Annotated in this window: 15 protein-coding genes; 7 read left to right on the forward strand and 8 right to left on the reverse strand. The window is 41.9% G+C overall.

All coding sequences use genetic code 11. The annotated features are described in order from the left end of the window. Positions 1-289: 289 nt before the first annotated feature. The 4 genes from EAE89_RS10570 to EAE89_RS10585 are packed head-to-tail and all read right to left on the reverse strand — an operon-like array spanning position 290 to position 3596. Positions 290-1597: a 6-phospho-beta-glucosidase gene (locus EAE89_RS10570; RefSeq protein WP_054476273.1), complete on the reverse strand. Its 1308-nt coding sequence runs from the start codon at positions 1595-1597 to the stop codon at positions 290-292. After that, positions 1594-1914, reverse strand: a complete 321-nt coding sequence (locus EAE89_RS10575) for a PTS lactose/cellobiose transporter subunit IIA (protein ID WP_054476271.1) — start codon at positions 1912-1914, stop codon at positions 1594-1596. Before EAE89_RS10575 ends, EAE89_RS10570 begins: the two co-directional genes overlap by 4 nt. A gap of 18 nt (positions 1915-1932) precedes the next feature. Further along, a complete protein-coding gene (locus tag EAE89_RS10580; RefSeq protein ID WP_054476270.1) occupies positions 1933-3261 on the reverse strand; it encodes a PTS sugar transporter subunit IIC in 1329 nt (442 codons plus the stop codon). Between the two features lie 29 nt (positions 3262-3290). Continuing rightward, the gene (locus EAE89_RS10585; protein WP_214085784.1) at positions 3291-3596 is read right to left on the reverse strand and encodes a PTS sugar transporter subunit IIB; all 306 of its coding nucleotides are present in this window, start codon (positions 3594-3596) and stop codon (positions 3291-3293) included. A gap of 487 nt (positions 3597-4083) precedes the next feature. On the opposite strand from EAE89_RS10585, the gene hda reads away from it, so the two are divergent. Then, positions 4084-4800, forward strand: a complete 717-nt coding sequence (gene hda / locus EAE89_RS10590; protein ID WP_054476297.1) for a DnaA inactivator Hda — start codon at positions 4084-4086, stop codon at positions 4798-4800. Between the two features lie 37 nt (positions 4801-4837). Here the strand turns inward: hda and arsC are convergent, their stop codons facing one another. Then, the gene (arsC, locus tag EAE89_RS10595) at positions 4838-5194 is read right to left on the reverse strand and encodes an arsenate reductase (glutaredoxin) (RefSeq protein WP_214085785.1); all 357 of its coding nucleotides are present in this window, start codon (positions 5192-5194) and stop codon (positions 4838-4840) included. A gap of 9 nt (positions 5195-5203) precedes the next feature. After that, positions 5204-6667, reverse strand: coding sequence for a beta-barrel assembly-enhancing protease (gene bepA, locus EAE89_RS10600; RefSeq protein ID WP_054476266.1), 1464 nt, complete (start codon positions 6665-6667; stop codon positions 5204-5206). A 138-nt stretch (positions 6668-6805) separates the two neighbouring features. Between bepA and EAE89_RS10605 the strand changes: the two genes are divergently transcribed. Further along, positions 6806-7885: an AI-2E family transporter gene (locus EAE89_RS10605; RefSeq protein WP_054476265.1), complete on the forward strand. Its 1080-nt coding sequence runs from the start codon at positions 6806-6808 to the stop codon at positions 7883-7885. A 195-nt stretch (positions 7886-8080) separates the two neighbouring features. Here EAE89_RS10605 and bcp read toward each other — a convergent pair whose 3' ends face one another. After that, complete coding sequence (gene bcp, locus EAE89_RS10610) at positions 8081-8551, reverse strand: thioredoxin-dependent thiol peroxidase (protein WP_054476263.1); 471 nt, start codon at positions 8549-8551, stop codon at positions 8081-8083. 26 nt (positions 8552-8577) lie between these two features. Continuing rightward, positions 8578-9123, reverse strand: coding sequence for a glycine cleavage system transcriptional repressor (locus EAE89_RS10615; protein ID WP_054476261.1), 546 nt, complete (start codon positions 9121-9123; stop codon positions 8578-8580). A gap of 267 nt (positions 9124-9390) precedes the next feature. Between EAE89_RS10615 and dapA the strand changes: the two genes are divergently transcribed. From dapA to EAE89_RS10640, 5 genes are all read left to right on the forward strand, one after another. Next, positions 9391-10290 carry a 4-hydroxy-tetrahydrodipicolinate synthase gene (dapA, locus tag EAE89_RS10620; RefSeq protein WP_054476259.1) on the forward strand — a complete coding sequence of 300 codons (900 nt, stop codon included), beginning with the start codon at positions 9391-9393 and terminating at the stop codon, positions 10288-10290. Positions 10291-10306: 16 nt separating this feature from the next. Further along, complete coding sequence (gene bamC / locus EAE89_RS10625) at positions 10307-11356, forward strand: outer membrane protein assembly factor BamC (protein WP_054476257.1); 1050 nt, start codon at positions 10307-10309, stop codon at positions 11354-11356. A 100-nt stretch (positions 11357-11456) separates the two neighbouring features. Beyond that, on the forward strand, positions 11457-12170 hold the full coding sequence (purC, locus tag EAE89_RS10630; protein WP_054476255.1) for a phosphoribosylaminoimidazolesuccinocarboxamide synthase: 714 nt from the start codon (positions 11457-11459) through the stop codon (positions 12168-12170). Between the two features lie 784 nt (positions 12171-12954). Next, complete coding sequence (locus EAE89_RS10635; protein WP_244866362.1) at positions 12955-14670, forward strand: ABC transporter ATP-binding protein; 1716 nt, start codon at positions 12955-12957, stop codon at positions 14668-14670. Continuing rightward, positions 14667-16310 (forward strand): ATP-binding cassette domain-containing protein, encoded by a 1644-nt coding sequence (locus EAE89_RS10640; protein WP_214085787.1) that lies wholly within the window; start codon positions 14667-14669, stop codon positions 16308-16310. The genes EAE89_RS10635 and EAE89_RS10640 overlap by 4 nt, the downstream gene beginning before the upstream one ends. Positions 16311-16789 lie beyond the last annotated feature (479 nt).

Consider the following 16789-nt stretch of genomic DNA (forward strand, 5'->3'; position numbering starts at 1 on the left):
TAACTTATCAAGGGCAGTTGCCCTGATATTATGGGCTATTTTTAGCCTGTTATGGGTTGTCAGTCCCAATAACAGGCAATCAATCTCTGTGGGTTTATTTTCAATGCCAGTCTTTTGCGACACCCTCTTTACGGCGGGGAGCAGTCACCGTGAAAGATAAATGCGTGCGGCGCCGCAAAAAAAGAGGTTATAAAAATCAGCTAGCGACATCTGTTAGTCAGAAATAACGGATATCGCTTTAATTTTATGACTGTTCTGATCTTAAATTAATTAACCAGACTCAGATTACTCATTGGAATTGTGGTAAATAATCACGATTGATTGCTAATACATCATCCAGTAGTGGTGAAGCAATGTCTGCATCGGCAACCAGTGGGTTGGTGATCAGTGCCAATAGTGCAGCGTTACGATCACCATGAACTGCTGCTTTAATCGTTAAACGTTCGTAGGTTTTTATCTGTTGTGTCAAAGAATGCATGCTGTTGGGCAGGCGACCAAATGTCAGCGGATGGGCGCCTTCTGCATCAATGATACAATTGGTTTCAATAACTGCATCGTCTGGCAAACCCTGAATAGCACCATGGTTAATGGTATTGACCACCAATTGGCTACCAAGATTGTTATGAATAGCGCAAATCAGATCCAGTGCAACTTCGGAATAGAATGAGCCACCGCGGAAACTAAGTTGTTCTGGTTTGTGATCAAGTTCTGGCCCAGCATATAATTCAAACAGTTCCCGTTCCACTTTCATGACTTGTTCAGCCCGTGTGCCCTGTTTGGCTGCGGCTTCGCGCTCTTCCTGCAACATGCTGCGGGTTTGGTAGAAGTAACGATGATAAGGGCAGGGGATCGCGCCTAATGCTCTGAGTAATGGTGGGGGCCAGGGCGCTTCTTTAATATTATTCATGGTTAATGCTACACCATTACATAGCATATCCAGCACTCGCTGAGTTTCATTCTTCCCTGAGACTAACACCTGATGTACCCAGACCATGTGATTAAGCCCTGCAAAGTGTAGTTGTACATCCTCATATGGGCGTTGCAGCATATTGGCTATCATGTGATGCATTGTGACGGGGACATTACACAGGCCGATAATTTTTACCTTACTATGGCGGGAAATGGCTTCGGTGACGATCCCGGCTGGATTGGTAAAATTAATCATCCATGCATCTGGCGCAAGTTGTTCAATTTTGTGGGCGATATCCAGTAAAACTGGAATGGTGCGCAAAGCCTTGGCAAATCCACCTACACCTGTAGTCTCTTGACCAATCAAACCGTATTTCAGCCCTAAACGCTCGTCCGCAACTCGTGCGGGTAGCTGGCCGACACGTAATTGAGTCAAAATAAAATTGGCGCCCCGGATAGCATTATCTGGTGTGAAATGTACGCTGACAGTCACTTGCTCCATGCCGTGACGGGCTAGCATGCGGCGGGTAAGTGCAGCGATGATTTCTACTTTCTGTTTTCCGCTGTCAATGTCAACTAACGCCAATTCAGATAATGGAATACTTTTGTAGCGCTGAATAAGCCCTTCAACTAATTCAGGGGTGTAGCTGCTACCGCCGCCAATAACGGCTATTTTTATCTGTTTCATATATTTTTCTCCAACGGTATCCTGCGGTAGAGTTCAATCATGTCGCCGGCAAGATCTTGAATAACCATAGCGTTCATTAAATGATCTTGTGCATGTATGGTAATCAGATTGACAGGTAGTTTATTGCAGCCTTCATCCTGCCCGATTAAGGTGGTCTGAATGGTATGAGCCTTCCTGATTGCCTGTTGGGATTCAACCATCAGCGCTTGTGCGGCCTGAAAGTCGCCGTTTCTGGCATGTTGTAATGCCATCAATGCATTACTGCGTGCACTCCCGGCATGGACTAATAGCTCTATAATAGTTTGTTCTAAATCCATGTATAAATCCTCCGAAGATTATTGCTGAGACGGAGTTCCTGTGTTGGTGGATGTATCGCTTCCTTGCTGTTTGTACTCTTCGTTAATCAATTGTTTTTCATAAATTTTAAAGAAGGGATACCAGATAAGCAGATCGATTGTTATTAGCACGATAACCAGTACTACCGCACGGTAATCCCAGGCGGTAGAAATTAGTGCACCAAGTGGAGCAGGTGTAGTCCAGGGAGAAATAGCGACCATTTTTTGTACCAGATCGAGATGCAGAGCGCTGTAGGACAATACGGTATTGACCAACGGCACAATCAGTAGTGGAATTAATAAGCTTGGATTCATAACAATCGGTGAACCAAATAACAGCGGCTCGTTAATATTGAATATGGCAGGAACCACACTCAACTTTCCGATAGTACGCAAGTGTATAGAACGACTGCGTAGATAAAGAATAGCCAGAACTAGCGTAGAGCCGGAGCCACCGATACACACATAAAATGCCCAGTAAGGATTGGTGAGAATTTGTGTTGCAGCAACCCCTTGAGCCATTAATGCCGCATTAGTGGCGATATTTGCCATAAAGATAGGACTTAGCAGGCCAACGACAATGTTGTCACCGTGGATACCGGCAAACCACAGCAGATTAGCAATCAGCAGTGCTAGCATAATGGCAGGCAGAGTATCACCAACGGAAATGAGAGGTTGAAATACTTGCATTATAGCGGCAGGAATAAGCAGATTGAATTCACTTTGCAATAGCAGACTGACAGGATAAACCGTCAATAGTATACCTATAACTGGGTATAGAAGTTCAAAAGAGCGGGCAATTGCTGGTGGTACTTGTGCTGGCATATGGATAGTGATGTTATATTTCTTTAATAAACGCGTCAGTTCAACGGACCAGACAGCGCAAATCAACGAAGTAAACACGCCTGAGCCACCGAGAAAGTCGAGTGCTATTTTGTTTTCTACCTGTGGTGCGGCTGCTAGCAGAAATGCCATTAGTGATAGTAAAGCAGAAGTTAATCCGTCCATACCGTAGGATTTAGCTAAGCTGTAAGCCGTGCCGACCGAAACGAATACGCTCATGAGTCCCATCGTCATAAAGTAAGGCATGGTGATAGTTTCCCAGTGGGTTCTGGTAAAGGATAACCAAACCTGGCCGAATGATGATGAAGTCTGTGGATCGAATGGAGGATTTGCCACAATTAACATAATACTGCCGATGATCAAAAACGGCATAGCCGAGATAAAGCCGTCACGTATCGCAATAATATGCCGTTGGCTGCCGATTCGACCGGCAAGGGGCGCAATATGACTTTCTACAATGTGCATGAAAGAAGTATAGAGGCTCATAGGGCACTCCGTCGGGATGATGAAATTGATTATTCCAATAGGCTTAATGCCTTATCGAGAACTTTGTCACCACGAAGAGCGCCGTAATCCATCATGTCAATAACGTCTATTGGCTTGCCAAGTGGTTTGGCGATAGCGGCGAAATGGGCTAGTTGGTATCTTACCTGCGGACCAAGTAAAACAACGTCGGCATCGGTTATTAGATGTTCTAACTCAAAGGTGGGTACTGCTTTGATCTCAATGTCCAATGCTCGTTTTGTCACTTCTGCCTGCATACGTTGTACCAACATGCTGGTGGACATACCGGCAGCACAACACAGTAGGATTTTTTTCATAGCTTGGCCTCTCGTTATTATGTCGTTTCTAATGGGATAGTAGTCAATGGATGCACTATCACTTTTTATAAGACTAGCAACTTATGTTAAATTCGCTGGGATTTTATTCGCATATTGATAAGAATATGTTGACAGATGGGAGTAAAATGTGATCTTCATCTGTATGCAGATAGCATAATAGCGACTACACTGATTTTTCAGGAACTAGACAACCTGTTATCTGGTTTTTTATTTGAAATAGTATCAAGCTCAAAATTTAAACCGTTCCTGTTTTCTGTCATTCTTAGCATTCGAGATATTTCACAGACGTTTGTAGATTGTTCTGTATATGAGCTATTTATAGTGAAATGTTGTGTTTTATTAGAGGATTTTGCTTCTGAAACGGATTTAACTTGTTGAATCTTAAAAATAGTTTTTTTATTATTTACCTATACAGTTCATTTACAACTATTTTCTGTGATAAACTTATTTGCGTTTGTTACCAGCTCTGTTTGAGGCGCTTCTGAACACACCGTCGCAGCTTTCATTACCTTTATATCTTCCCGATGACGAAACTTTTGCCAGTTTTTTTCCGGGGGAGAACGCTACCCTGTTAGCTGCAATCAAATTGGCCATTAGTCAGCAGCATGGCAGCTATATTTATTTCTGGTCCCGTGAAAGTGGGGGACGAAGTCACTTATTGCATGCCGCGTGCGCTGAATTGTCCTTAAAAGATGAAGCTGTGGGCTATGTTCCTCTGGATAAACGTGCTTATTTTATCCCAGAAGTACTTGATGGCATGGAACATTTATCACTGGTTTGTATCGATAATATTGAATGTATTGCGGGTGATGAAGAATGGGAAATGGCGATTTTTAATCTTTATAATCGTATTCTGGAGATTGGTCGCACTTGTCTGCTGATCAGTGGAGATCGTCCACCTCGCCAGATTGATCTTATGTTACCTGATTTGGCTTCCCGTCTGGATTGGGGACAAATTTATAAGTTACAACCGCTTTCCGATGATGAGAAATTACAAGCTTTGCAACTGCGGGCAAAGTTACGCGGTTTTGAATTGCCAGAAGATGTGGGGCGTTTCTTACTGAAAAGATTGGATAGAGAAATGCGAACTCTGTTTATGACATTGAACCAGTTAGATCATGCTTCGATAGTTGCTCAGCGTAAGCTGACGATTCCGTTTGTGAAGGATATCTTGCACCTTTAAAGATGATGGTGATTTCACCATCATCACATTTGTCCGATTAGCCGAGAATTTCTTTTACTTGTTCCGGCGGGCGCCCTAGTTTGGCTTTATCACCACAAACAACAATAGGGCGTTCAATCAGTTTAGGATTTGCCACCATTATTTTCAGCAAATCATTCTGAGTGAGTTGTTCATCGGCCAGATTTAATTCTTTGTATAAATCTTCTTTAGTCCGCATCAACTGGCGAGCATCATTAAAACCAAGCTGTTCTAACAAAGCAGATAATTGCTCCACAGTTGGCGGTACCTCTAGATAGAGAATAATCTGTGGGTTAATTCCCTGTTCTTCAATAAGAGCCAACGTTTCACGGCTTTTGGAGCAGCGTGGGTTGTGATAAATGGTCACCTGTTGCATGAGAGTTCCTTAACGTTTGTATTGACTGTAACGCTGTTGTAGCTGGCGTAACTGATCGATACGGGCATCATAACGTGCCTGATCGTAACTGCCTAATTTTACCAGTGAACTGGCATTACTGAGGTATTTAATCGCGTTGTCAAATTGACCACGAAGCGCCATTTCTTCAGCGTAAGCTGATAATTCTTCATAGCGTTTGCCTTGTTGGGCGGCGGTTTCAGCCATCAGGCGCCAACCATTTAGATCATCGGGATTATTGAACGTATAGTGGTAAAGCAGTTTTTCAGCTTGTTGATATTGCTTTGCGCGAATAAGCGCATTTGCCAAATTAATCTGTAATACCAAATTATCTTTTTGTTTCTGTAAGGCGTTTTGTAACCGAGTGATGGCTTGAGCAGTCCGGTTTTGCTCAAGATCGATATCGGTCATCACATCGATAAACCAGATATTATCTGGTTGTTTTGCGAGTAATGGTTCCAGAATAGCCCGGGCTTCAGCATATTTTTTATCTTGAGAAAGCAAGATGGCTTTACCATAAGTTGCGGCAAGTTGCTCTTGAGCTGTACCTTTACGATAATTTTCCAAAACTTGCTCTAGGTAGCTACGTTGCTCCGTAGTGTACATTCCCATAATACGGACTTTAGCGAATAGAAAATCTTGAGATTGTGGAACATGCTTTGCTGGATACTGGTTAGCGCGGTTACGGGCATCAGCAAGACGGCTGTCAGGTAATGGGTGAGTTAGCAACATTTCTGGTGGTTTAGAGCTGTAGCGGGTCTGATCTGCAAGAAGCTGCATAAAATCTGGCATACCTTTAGGATCAAAACCGGCTTTGCGGAGCGTCTGCATACCAATCCGGTCAGCTTCTTGTTCATTGGATTGGGTGAAGCTGATCATCCCTTGCTGTACACCGGCAATAGTACCGCTGAGTGCGGCCATTCCTGCTTGTGGGTTAGCCATGAGTAAGAGGATGGAACCCAATGCACCTGCCCAAGCCAGCGGCGCTGTACGCTGCTGATCTTCCATCATTCGAGCCAGATGGCGTTGTGTGACATGAGAAATTTCGTGAGCTATAACGGATGCAAGTTCACTTTCATCACGACTATAACGGAAAAGTGCAGCATGGAGGACGATGTTCCCGCCGAAGAAAGCATAAGCGTTGATCTTTGGGTTATCGACCAGATAGAAATGAAAAGGCGTTTTAACTGAATCTGCATGGGCTACCAATTTTCGCCCAAGAGTATTGATATATTGAGTTAATAATGGGTCATAAATTAGTGGGGCGTTAGCCCGCATCTGGCGGGCGTAAAAATCTCCCATTGCCAGTTCCTGATTAATACTCAGGATTGAACCTGCGGTGGTACCTATATCCGGTAACGAATCTTCAATAGAGGCACTGGGAACAGGGGAACTTGTTAGCAATAGTGTACTGACGAGTATTGCTGCCAAAGATTTATTAGACATTATTTTCATAAAACAAAAATGATCTCATTTGGCCATAGTTTTTAGATAATGCGTGTATGATGAACAAGGGTACCTTAAAATTAACCAATTAGTACAATTTTTAAGAAAAATAGAAATTCCGAATACTGCTATTAAGGAGCCTGGTCAATGCTGGACATGATTATACAGTGGTATCGCCGTCGGTTTACTGATCCACAAGTTATTGCGTTATTTGTCATTCTTGTGGTTGGGTTTTGTATTATTTATTTTTTGCATGGCATTTTAGCACCATTATTGGTAGCGATTGTTCTTGCCTATTTGTTGGAATGGCCAACTTCTATGCTTGAAAAATTGGGATGTTCACGAACAGTTGCTGTTTGTATTGTGCTGATTATTTTTTCTGGGATCAGTGCTCTGGTCATTCTGATTGTGGCCCCCACTGCGTGGCAACAAGGGCTTAATCTATTGTCAGATATACCTAATATGCTTAACCGTTTTAATGAATATGCTCAGACATTACCGACACGTTATCCGGTTTTGGTTGATGCCGGCATCATTGATATGATGGCGGAGAATTTGCGTAGTAAGATTTCAACTGCTGGAGAGTCCGTGGTGAAGTTTTCAGTAGCTTCATTGATTGGTTTACTGACACTGGCTATCTATCTGATACTTGTACCGTTGATGGCATTCTTCTTGCTGAAAGATAAAAATCAGATGCTGCAAGCGTTACAACGAGTTCTGCCGCGTAACCGCATTTTGGCCGGGCAGGTATGGCGTGAGATGAATCAGCAAATCACTAACTATATCCGAGGTAAAGTCACTGAGATGGTCATTGTCGGTATCTGTACCTACGCTGTATTTGCATTTCTTGGATTGGAGTATTCATTACTACTTTCTGTCTTGGTCGGGTTGTCAGTATTAATTCCTTATGTTGGAGCGTTGATTGTCACGATTCCAGTCGTATTGGTTGCTTTGTTTCAGTGGGGGGTAGGGACAGATTTCTGGACATTGATTATTGCTTATCTAATTGTTCAGGGATTGGATGGTAATTTACTGGTACCGATTTTGTTCTCTGAAGCAGTAAATCTACATCCTCTGGTTATTATTCTTTCTGTAATTACTTTTGGTGGCTTATGGGGATTTTGGGGCATATTTTTTGCTATTCCACTGGCGACACTGATCAAAGCGGTTATTCATGCATGGCCGGAAGAGATAGTGATAACAGAAGATGCTGAGATGAAAGACTAGGTTTTCTTTCGATATTGAAAATTGTCTTTATATTTATTCTCATTGATTGATGTTAATTCTACCATTAGGGAAGTACGGGGGGAATCCTCCCGTACCTGCCTCGAATATATTTATCTATACCTGTTATCTTTCAAGTTGCCTCTTGAAATCTATTGGGTAATATTAGATAAATATGATTGAATTCTTGCCATTTTCTTAAGAATGTTGTTTCAGATAATCCGCCACGATTTGGTGGTGATCACTGGTTTTAAATTTATCAAAAACGTGTTCAATATTACCTGTGGTATCAATCAGAAAACTGATACGGTGCATACCATCATAGGTTTTCCCCATAAACTGTTTTTTGCCCCAGACACCAAACTGTTCAGCGACTTGATGATCTTCGTCAGACAGTAATGTGAAGTTCAGCATTTCTTTCTCCACAAAGCGTGACAGTTTACTTGGATGATCAGTGCTAATACCCAGCACTTCAACACCAGATGCCTTTAATGTATCCATTTCATCGCGTAGACCACAAGCTTGTACAGTACAGCCGGGAGTCATTGCTTTAGGATAAAAATAAACTAAAACACGCTGACCTTCGAAATCAGACAAATTGATTGTTTCTCCATCTTGGTCAGGAAGGCTAAACAGGGGGGCCTTATCACCGGCTTTCAATGGGTTCATCACGTATTCTCCGTTTAATCTTTCTACTAAAGTGGTTCAAGAATACTAATACTGCCTTGTGCATTGAGATCTGTACATAGCTTATTAAACGCTTGCTTAATAATTATGCCATCATCATCTAACAGGCTGTGAGCAGTAATTTGGATTTGTAATCGGGCGGGGATATTACCTTCTCGTGGTTGTGTTTTTGATACCAGTTCAGCAATATTAAAATCTTGGGTGGTAAACAAATTGGTAAACTGTTCAACAATGCCGGGTGAATCATCAACATCAACCTTGACGAAAACCGTGGAAGGAAATGTTGTATGAGTATCACACTTTGTACGCTTCATGACGATAAGAAGATCGAGTTCGGCCCCTTTCTGTGGCAGCGTTGATTCAATCATGGTGATTGCATTCCAACTGCCGGAAAGTAGCATAATGAAGGTGAACTCCTCACCAAACATCGCTAAGCGGCTGTCTTCAATGTTACAACCACATTCACTCACAAGACGAGTAATCGTGTTGACGATGCCAGGGCGGTCAGCACCTAAAGCGGTTATAACTAAAAAATGTTGTTCTGATTGTGGCAAAGTCACTTTTCCTTCTCTGCTGTAGTTTATTTAAGGTAAACACAAAAAGCCTATACTGCCAAGGTCAATTGTATCAAAGTTGTTCGATTGCTCTCATTACCCAACTATTCCCTATCTTTGAATTTCAACAAATTACTTCGCTTATCACTTCTCTTTAACAAAGGTTCTCTGGTATTAACAAAATTCATTGAAATCCGACGTTAAATAGTTTCCTTCTGTATGACTAGAAAGTACCATGGAACTCTTGTTTGTATAGGGGGTTATGTAATGTCTAGTGGGAGTTTTAAATTCACAGGCAGTATTGTTGCATTGGTGACACCAATGGATGCTAATGGTCATGTTGATAAGGCTAGTTTGAAAAAGTTAGTCGATTACCATGTTGCCAGTGGTACATCGGCGATTGTTTCGGTAGGAACAACTGGAGAATCGGCTACATTGAGTCACGATGAACACGGTGATGTTGTTTTGACAACCATAGAATTGGCTGACGGACGTATTCCGGTCATTGCTGGAACAGGTGCGAATGCGACTGCTGAAGCGATATCCCTGACGAAGCGTTTTGAAAATAGTGGTGTTGCTGGTTGCCTGACGGTAACACCCTATTATAATAAGCCTTCACAAGAAGGTTTATATCAGCATTTTAAAACTATTGCTGAAAATACTGATTTGCCGCAAATTCTGTATAATGTGCCTTCTCGTACGGGATGTGATTTACTGCCATCAACTGTAGCTCGTTTGGCGAAGATCAAAAATATTGTCGCAATTAAAGAAGCTACAGGGAACTTAAATCGCGTTAGTCAAATCCAAGAGTTGGTTAATGATGATAGTTTCATCTTATTGAGCGGTGATGACGCAAGTGGGTTGGATTTTATCCAGCTTGGAGGCAAGGGAGTAATTTCTGTTACTGCAAATATTGCAGCTCCTGAAATTGCCAGGCTTTGTGAATTGGCATTGAGTGGTCAGTTTACAGAAGCGCGTAAGCTGAATAACCGCCTGATGGATTTACACTGTCAGCTATTTGTTGAACCTAACCCAATTCCGGTTAAGTGGGGATGTCACAAATTAGGTCTGATTGCTGATGACACTATGCGTCTGCCGATGACGCCATTGACAGAGGCAGGAAAAGTCTCAGTCGAAAAGGCATTGAGAACGGCCGGATTACTGTAAAATTTAGGGAATTTTAATGGCAATATTGTTGCAAAAATCAAAGGTCATGAAGGTTGCTGGTATGTCATTGGCAATGTTACTGGCAGCGTGTTCCAGCGACCAAAGTTATAAGCGTGAGGTCAATGGTAATGATGCGTATCTTGATACGCCTCCTCTGAAAGCACTGAATATTCCTGCGGGTATGATATTGCCATTACAGAATGGTGAATATGATATTCCACCAACGATCTCTAAGGGGCTGGTTGGGAAAGAACTTGATATTCGCCCGCCATCTCAGGCATTGACTTTGTTGAGTGGTTCTCGTACTGAAAACAGTGCAAAAAACAGTAAGTTGCTACTTGAAAATACCCCTGAGAACAGCAATCTGTGGTCGCAGATTAATCATGTTATGCAGAAAAAAGGTTACAAAGTTAGCCAGCGTGATGATGCCAATCAAACACTGACAACGGATTGGATTGAATGGCAACGTGCAGATGAAAATGTTCCATATCAAACGCGTTACCGTATCAGTCTTGCCCGCCAGAGCTATCAGATTGAATTATCAGTTGTTAACGAAGGATTGAGACAAGCGGGTCAACAGATAACTGATCCTATTGAAATCCAGCGTTATAACGCACTGATGCTTAATCAGCTGATTGAAGGCGTGAACCAGCAACGTGAACGTATTAGTGATAACACTACTGCACGCAATTTCGGGCCATTGGATGTACAGAGTGGTGGTGATACTTCTGGGTTGCCACAGATAATTGTTCGGGCACCATATAATATCCTTTGGGACCGGCTACCGGCAGCACTGGAAAAAGTGGGAATGCAAGTAGGTAGCCGCAGCCGTTCTACGGGTTCTGTCACTGTGAACTATAAAGGTCTTAGTACATCTGATTGGAAATCAATGGGTGTTAATGAGCCTTCCATTAGCGAAGGGGATTATAAATTACAAGTTGGTGATTTGAATAACCGAAGCAGCTTACAGTTTATTAGTGATAAAGGTAAACCGTTAACTCAAGTACAAAATGATGAGTTGGTTGCAGTGTTGATAGCAGCTTTCAGCCAGACGGCAGGATTATAGTTTTAAATGTAAGTAAAGGGGCGTAAAGCCCCTTTACTATTTATAGTTATAGCTATTTCGGACAATTATTTTTCGTAGTGATATCTTGGAGTGTAATAAGATGCAAAAAAAAGCTGAGCTGTATCGTGGAAAGGCAAAAACGGTGTACACCACTGATGATCCTGATTTACTCGTGTTGGAGTTCCGTAATGATACATCAGCATTGGATGGCGAACGGATTGAACAGTTTGAGCGTAAAGGAATGGTGAATAATAAATTCAACCATTTCATCATGAGCAAACTGGAAGAAGCGGGTATTCCGACGCAAATGGAACGTCTGTTATCGGACACGGAAGTGTTGGTCAAAAAGCTGGATATGGTGCCAGTTGAATGTGTTATCCGAAACCGGGCTGCTGGTTCGTTAGTCAGACGCCTTGGTATTGAAGAAGGTTTGGTATTGAATCCACCTCTGTTCGATCTGTTTCTCAAAAATGACGCCATGCACGATCCAATGGTGAATGAATCCTATTGCGAAACTTTTGGTTGGGTCAGTAAAGAACACTTGGCTGAAATGAAAAAACTGAGTTATAGGGCTAATGAAGTCTTGAGCAAATTGTTTGATGATGCGGGTTTACTTCTGGTTGATTTTAAACTTGAGTTTGGTTTATTTAAAGGGCAAGTGGTTCTGGGGGATGAATTCTCTCCGGATGGAAGCCGTTTATGGGATAAAGAGACATTGGATAAAATGGATAAAGACCGTTTTCGCCAAAGTCTTGGTGGTCTGATTGAAGCGTATGAAGAGGTAGCACATCGTATCGGTGTTATTTTAGACTAATTACGCAAACGATTACCTGGGCCGAAAGGCCCTTTTTATTAGCATAAAGTGATGCTGGTTATAATTTCTCACTTTGTTTTTAGTAATTAATATTATTGGATAGGATTATAGCTGATATAAATTAACTTATATTTATTTAGCTTATTTTAATTAATTGGATATTAATTCAATAAGGGTAATTTTTCATTTTATTAGTAATAAATGGTTAAAGTTTAGAAAATACAGAGAACAACCAAAATTAACCAGAAATACAATTGTATTGTTGTGAATTTGTAAACACCATGATAATTTATTGGGTTTTCTGTTGGTTTTTTATTCGCTTATGACGCATTGTCTGGAATATGTTATCTATTGACAATATACTTGCGGCCCCCTTGGGATATGGAGTAACCCTTAAAAGGTATTGACAATATAAAATGAGATATATACCCAATAGATTTCAAGTTGCAGTGCGGCGGCAAGTGAACGCATCCCCAGGAGCATAGATAACTATGTGACTGGGGTAAGTAAACGCAGCCAACAAAGCAGCAGCTTGAAAGATGAAGGGTATAAATTTTATTTTCTGGCTATTTTCTTGTGATAGCGTTTATAAAGATCTCAATCATGTAGTGATAAACGTGAATATTTTGAGATAATTGCATTTTTCCAAATGCAAACAAGATGTTACTGTTGTGACCGATTTGTTATTAATTAAGGGCGGCACTAGCTGCATATCCATATATTGATGTTACGAATAACATCCCTAATTTTACTGAGGTGATATAACCCAAAGATGGAAAACATTATGTCAAAGAATTTAACCGCATGGCAGATACTGTTACGTAGTGCCATACCGTTTAAGGGAACGGTTATGTGTGCTTTTCTGGCCTTAACCTTCACATTATTATGCGATCTGGGTGGCCCCTATATTATAAGGAATTACGTCGATAGGGCGACGTCAGGAACCACTGCTGATCAGCTTATTATGTTGGCAATAATTTATCTTTTCATCGCCTCGATTGGTGTCATCGGTAGTCTGGTCACCAGTTACATGAGCACCAAGGCTGGTTGGGGTATCGCAGATACTATTAGATACAAACTCTTTCATCATGTGATGACGGTTTTACCCGTATTGGAAATAGAGAGAAGATCGCAGGGAGAGCTGTTGGAAAGTGTCGAAGGAAACGCTGACATTATAGGGAAAACGATTTCTAAAGCTGGCTTCAAGGCCATTGGTAATTCAGCTCTGGCACTCGGTACATTGATCATTATATTCAATGTCATGCCCCAGGCAGGTATTGCCATGGCTGTGGTTATTATATTGGTGGCATATGTACTGACTCAATTGACCAGACTTGCTGTTCGTCGCTGGCTAATTGCGCGAACTGAGAAAGCGAAGATCTTTGGTTTTATCGGTGATTCACTGCATGCAATGGATGATTTGCAACCATTGTCACAGGCTCATTGGCCTTCTGTTGCATTTCGTAAGATGTTGTCAACATTGCTCAAAATTGAACGCAGTGCTTATATCGGCGGTAGGGCTTTCTGGCCAATTACTCAGCTCTTTTTTGCATTATGTTTTGGTATCGGTTTTGGTTTCGGGCTTCAGTTACTTGGTCAGGACAGTATCAGTATCGGGACATTAACAATGGTTTATCTCTATGTTGACAAACTTCGGGAACCCGTGGAAGACATGTCATCAGAAATAGAGCTATTACAGAAGTTATTTGCTGCTTTATTACTTGCGGCTAAAACTTTAAATGAAGGGGCTTCAGATAAATCAGCGGATAATTTATTGCCTGATGGGCCTCTTTCTATCCATTTCGATAATGTTGATTTCAGTTATGGTGGGGAAGATACACAGGTTTTGCATAGCGTTAATTTTTACGTCGCTCCAGGGAGTAAAATTGGCATCATTGGTAGAACGGGAGCGGGGAAAAGTACCATTCTTAATTTGATGTGTGGATTTGCACAACCTGATTCGGGAAGGGTGACAATTGGAAATATTGATGTTTCAACAATCAGACCTGAAGAATTTGCGAAAAAGGTTGCCGTCCTTAGTCAGCGTTCTCATTTATTTTCCGCAACACTGCGGGAAAATTTAACGCTATTCAGTCATGAAATATCTGACAATCATATTTGGGATGTTCTGCAAGAATTAGATGCACTTGAATGGGCCAAAGCATTACCAGATGGTCTTGATACACCGGTCGGGGCTAATGGCCGGATAATGTCAGAAGGGGAAATTCAAATGATAGCGGGAGCCAGGGTGATGTTACGGCATTGCTCGTTGGTGATTATTGATGAAGGAACATCTCAACTCGATCCTCAGACTGAAGAGAGTTGGTTGAAACTACTTGAAAAATTAAGCCGCAATCGCACCGTAGTGATGGTCGCACACCGTCTTCATACACTTTCAGCCGTTGATGAAATCATCATTATTGATGATGGGCGGATTAAACAGCGAATTCCAGAAACAGAAATCGCAATGTCAACCAGCAATCATGGACTTATTGTATGACTATATCCCGTGTATCAACTAAACCTAAGATGTTACCGGCATTGATTGATCTGGTGAAAAGATTTGCACCTATCTATTTCATCACGATGTTTGTCTGGACGCTTATGCACGGTTTTCCTTTATTGGTTGGTTACTTAATCAGTAAATTACTGGATAGTGCAATAAATGAACCGACTAACCCTACAGTCTGGTGGTTGCTTGCCTCTGCGATTGCTGTAATGGTTTTGCGATCGCTAATTCTCTTCATGGGATTAAGCTTGGACTTTACGTTGATATTTAAAGTAAGTGCTTATTTGAAGGAGAGGGTTTTGCGCGGAGTGAGTCATTGTTCTCACAATCAAAGGCACGCTTTTTCACAAGGCGATATTTTGAATCGCATTCGTGATGACAGTGATGAAATTGCGGAATTCTTGAGTTGGACCTCTGATTTTATCTACCGGGCATTACTTTTAATGATCGCATTAGTTGTGCTTATCAACACTGATCCAATAACCACGCTGGCTCTTATGCCGATGATTGTAGGTCTCTGGGTTGGCGCGATACTTAAACGCAAAGTAGGTAATTTACAAGAGAGCAAACGTCAATCACAGGGAGATATCGCTGGTCAGATTACTGATGTTTTAACGGGAATACGTGATCTGCGCCTTAGCAACAAAATTGAAGGTCAGATTGAGAGGTTGTCGCAGAAATTTGTTAGTCGGCGGGCTATTCAAGCCAAACATCAGGTATTTACTGACCTTCTTTCTGGCCTGTTTAAAAATATTGTCATAATCGGAACGTCAGCTGTTTTATTGATAGTGAGTAAACGAATCGTTGATGGCAGTTTTACCGTGGGTAACCTGGCGTTATTTCTGACTTATATCGGCTGGATCAGTGAACAGATATTTTTCTTTGGTCGGTCTATTGCTAATTATAAAAATGCTGATGTGTGTTATGAGCGTATCAAACAGCTATTGGCAGATAAAAAAGAAACAAAAGAATATGAGCAAGGTGAGGTCCTCTATAAGCTTAGTGTTAATCATCTTGCGTATTCAAATACTCAGCTTCCTGTTTCATTTGAAGCGACAACTAATCAGGTCGTTGGAATCGTTGGTGAGATGGGAGCGGGTAAAACCACCTTTTTGCGTTATTTGATCGGTCTGGAAAAGTCCAGTTCTGGCAGTGTGCTTTGGAATAACAGAGAGGTTCTGGGGAATGAAAACTGGTGGCGGAATCCACGTATCGGTTATGCCAGACAGAAAGCGGGTTTTTTTGGTGGAACAGTAAGACAAAATCTCGCATTGGGCGATACGGATATTGATGATGATGTCATGGTGCAGGCTTTGGAGGCGGTAGGGTTGACCCCCGGTTCATATGAGTTGCCAGAAGGGCTTGATACTGTCATTAATTCTGGTAGCGCCCGGCAACTATCTGGTGGCCAGCGTCAGCGTTTGGCATTGGCTCGAATGTTATGCCGTCCAGCTGATGTTTATGTTGTTGATAACTGTGATTCATCATTAGATGCGGCTACGGCTCGTCACTTGTGGTCCACTTTACCTGAGCGCTGGCCCGGTCTGTGGATTGTTGTTTCATGCAATGCTGACTTTCTCGCTAAAGCTGACCATATTGTTACTGTTCAACGGCGGAGGGAGTTGGCGTGATCCCTGGAAAATAAGTTGTACTGCGTGAGGGATATTTCTAGCTTAATGATGTGCTTGTGGCGGTAGGGAATACCGATACGTTAAACGCTTGTCAGAGGCAATGTAAGACTAAAGCAATTGTATATACCCAATGGATTTCAAGATGGATCGCGACGGCAAGGGAGCGAATCCCCGGGAGCATAGATAACTATGTCATAGATAATTCTGTGACCGGGGTGAGAGAGTACAGCCAACCAAGAGGCAACTTGAAAGATAACGGGTATATTGCCATGCGATTGCCAATGACGACAAGAATCACCTGACTTTAGCCTGGTGAGTTTCAATGTATAAAGAATGTAGGCACTTGCAATGTGGCTGAGTTGAAGGTTCATTCAGCTATACTGAAATATGAAAGGAGAGGTTGTTATGGTAAAAATTGCTGATTATCCACAAGTGAAAAGTTGTGCTTAGAATTCGTTTCGCCGGAGTCAGATAACTGT

Source organism: Photorhabdus heterorhabditis (assembly GCF_018448905.1).
Lineage (GTDB): Bacteria > Pseudomonadota > Gammaproteobacteria > Enterobacterales > Enterobacteriaceae > Photorhabdus > Photorhabdus heterorhabditis.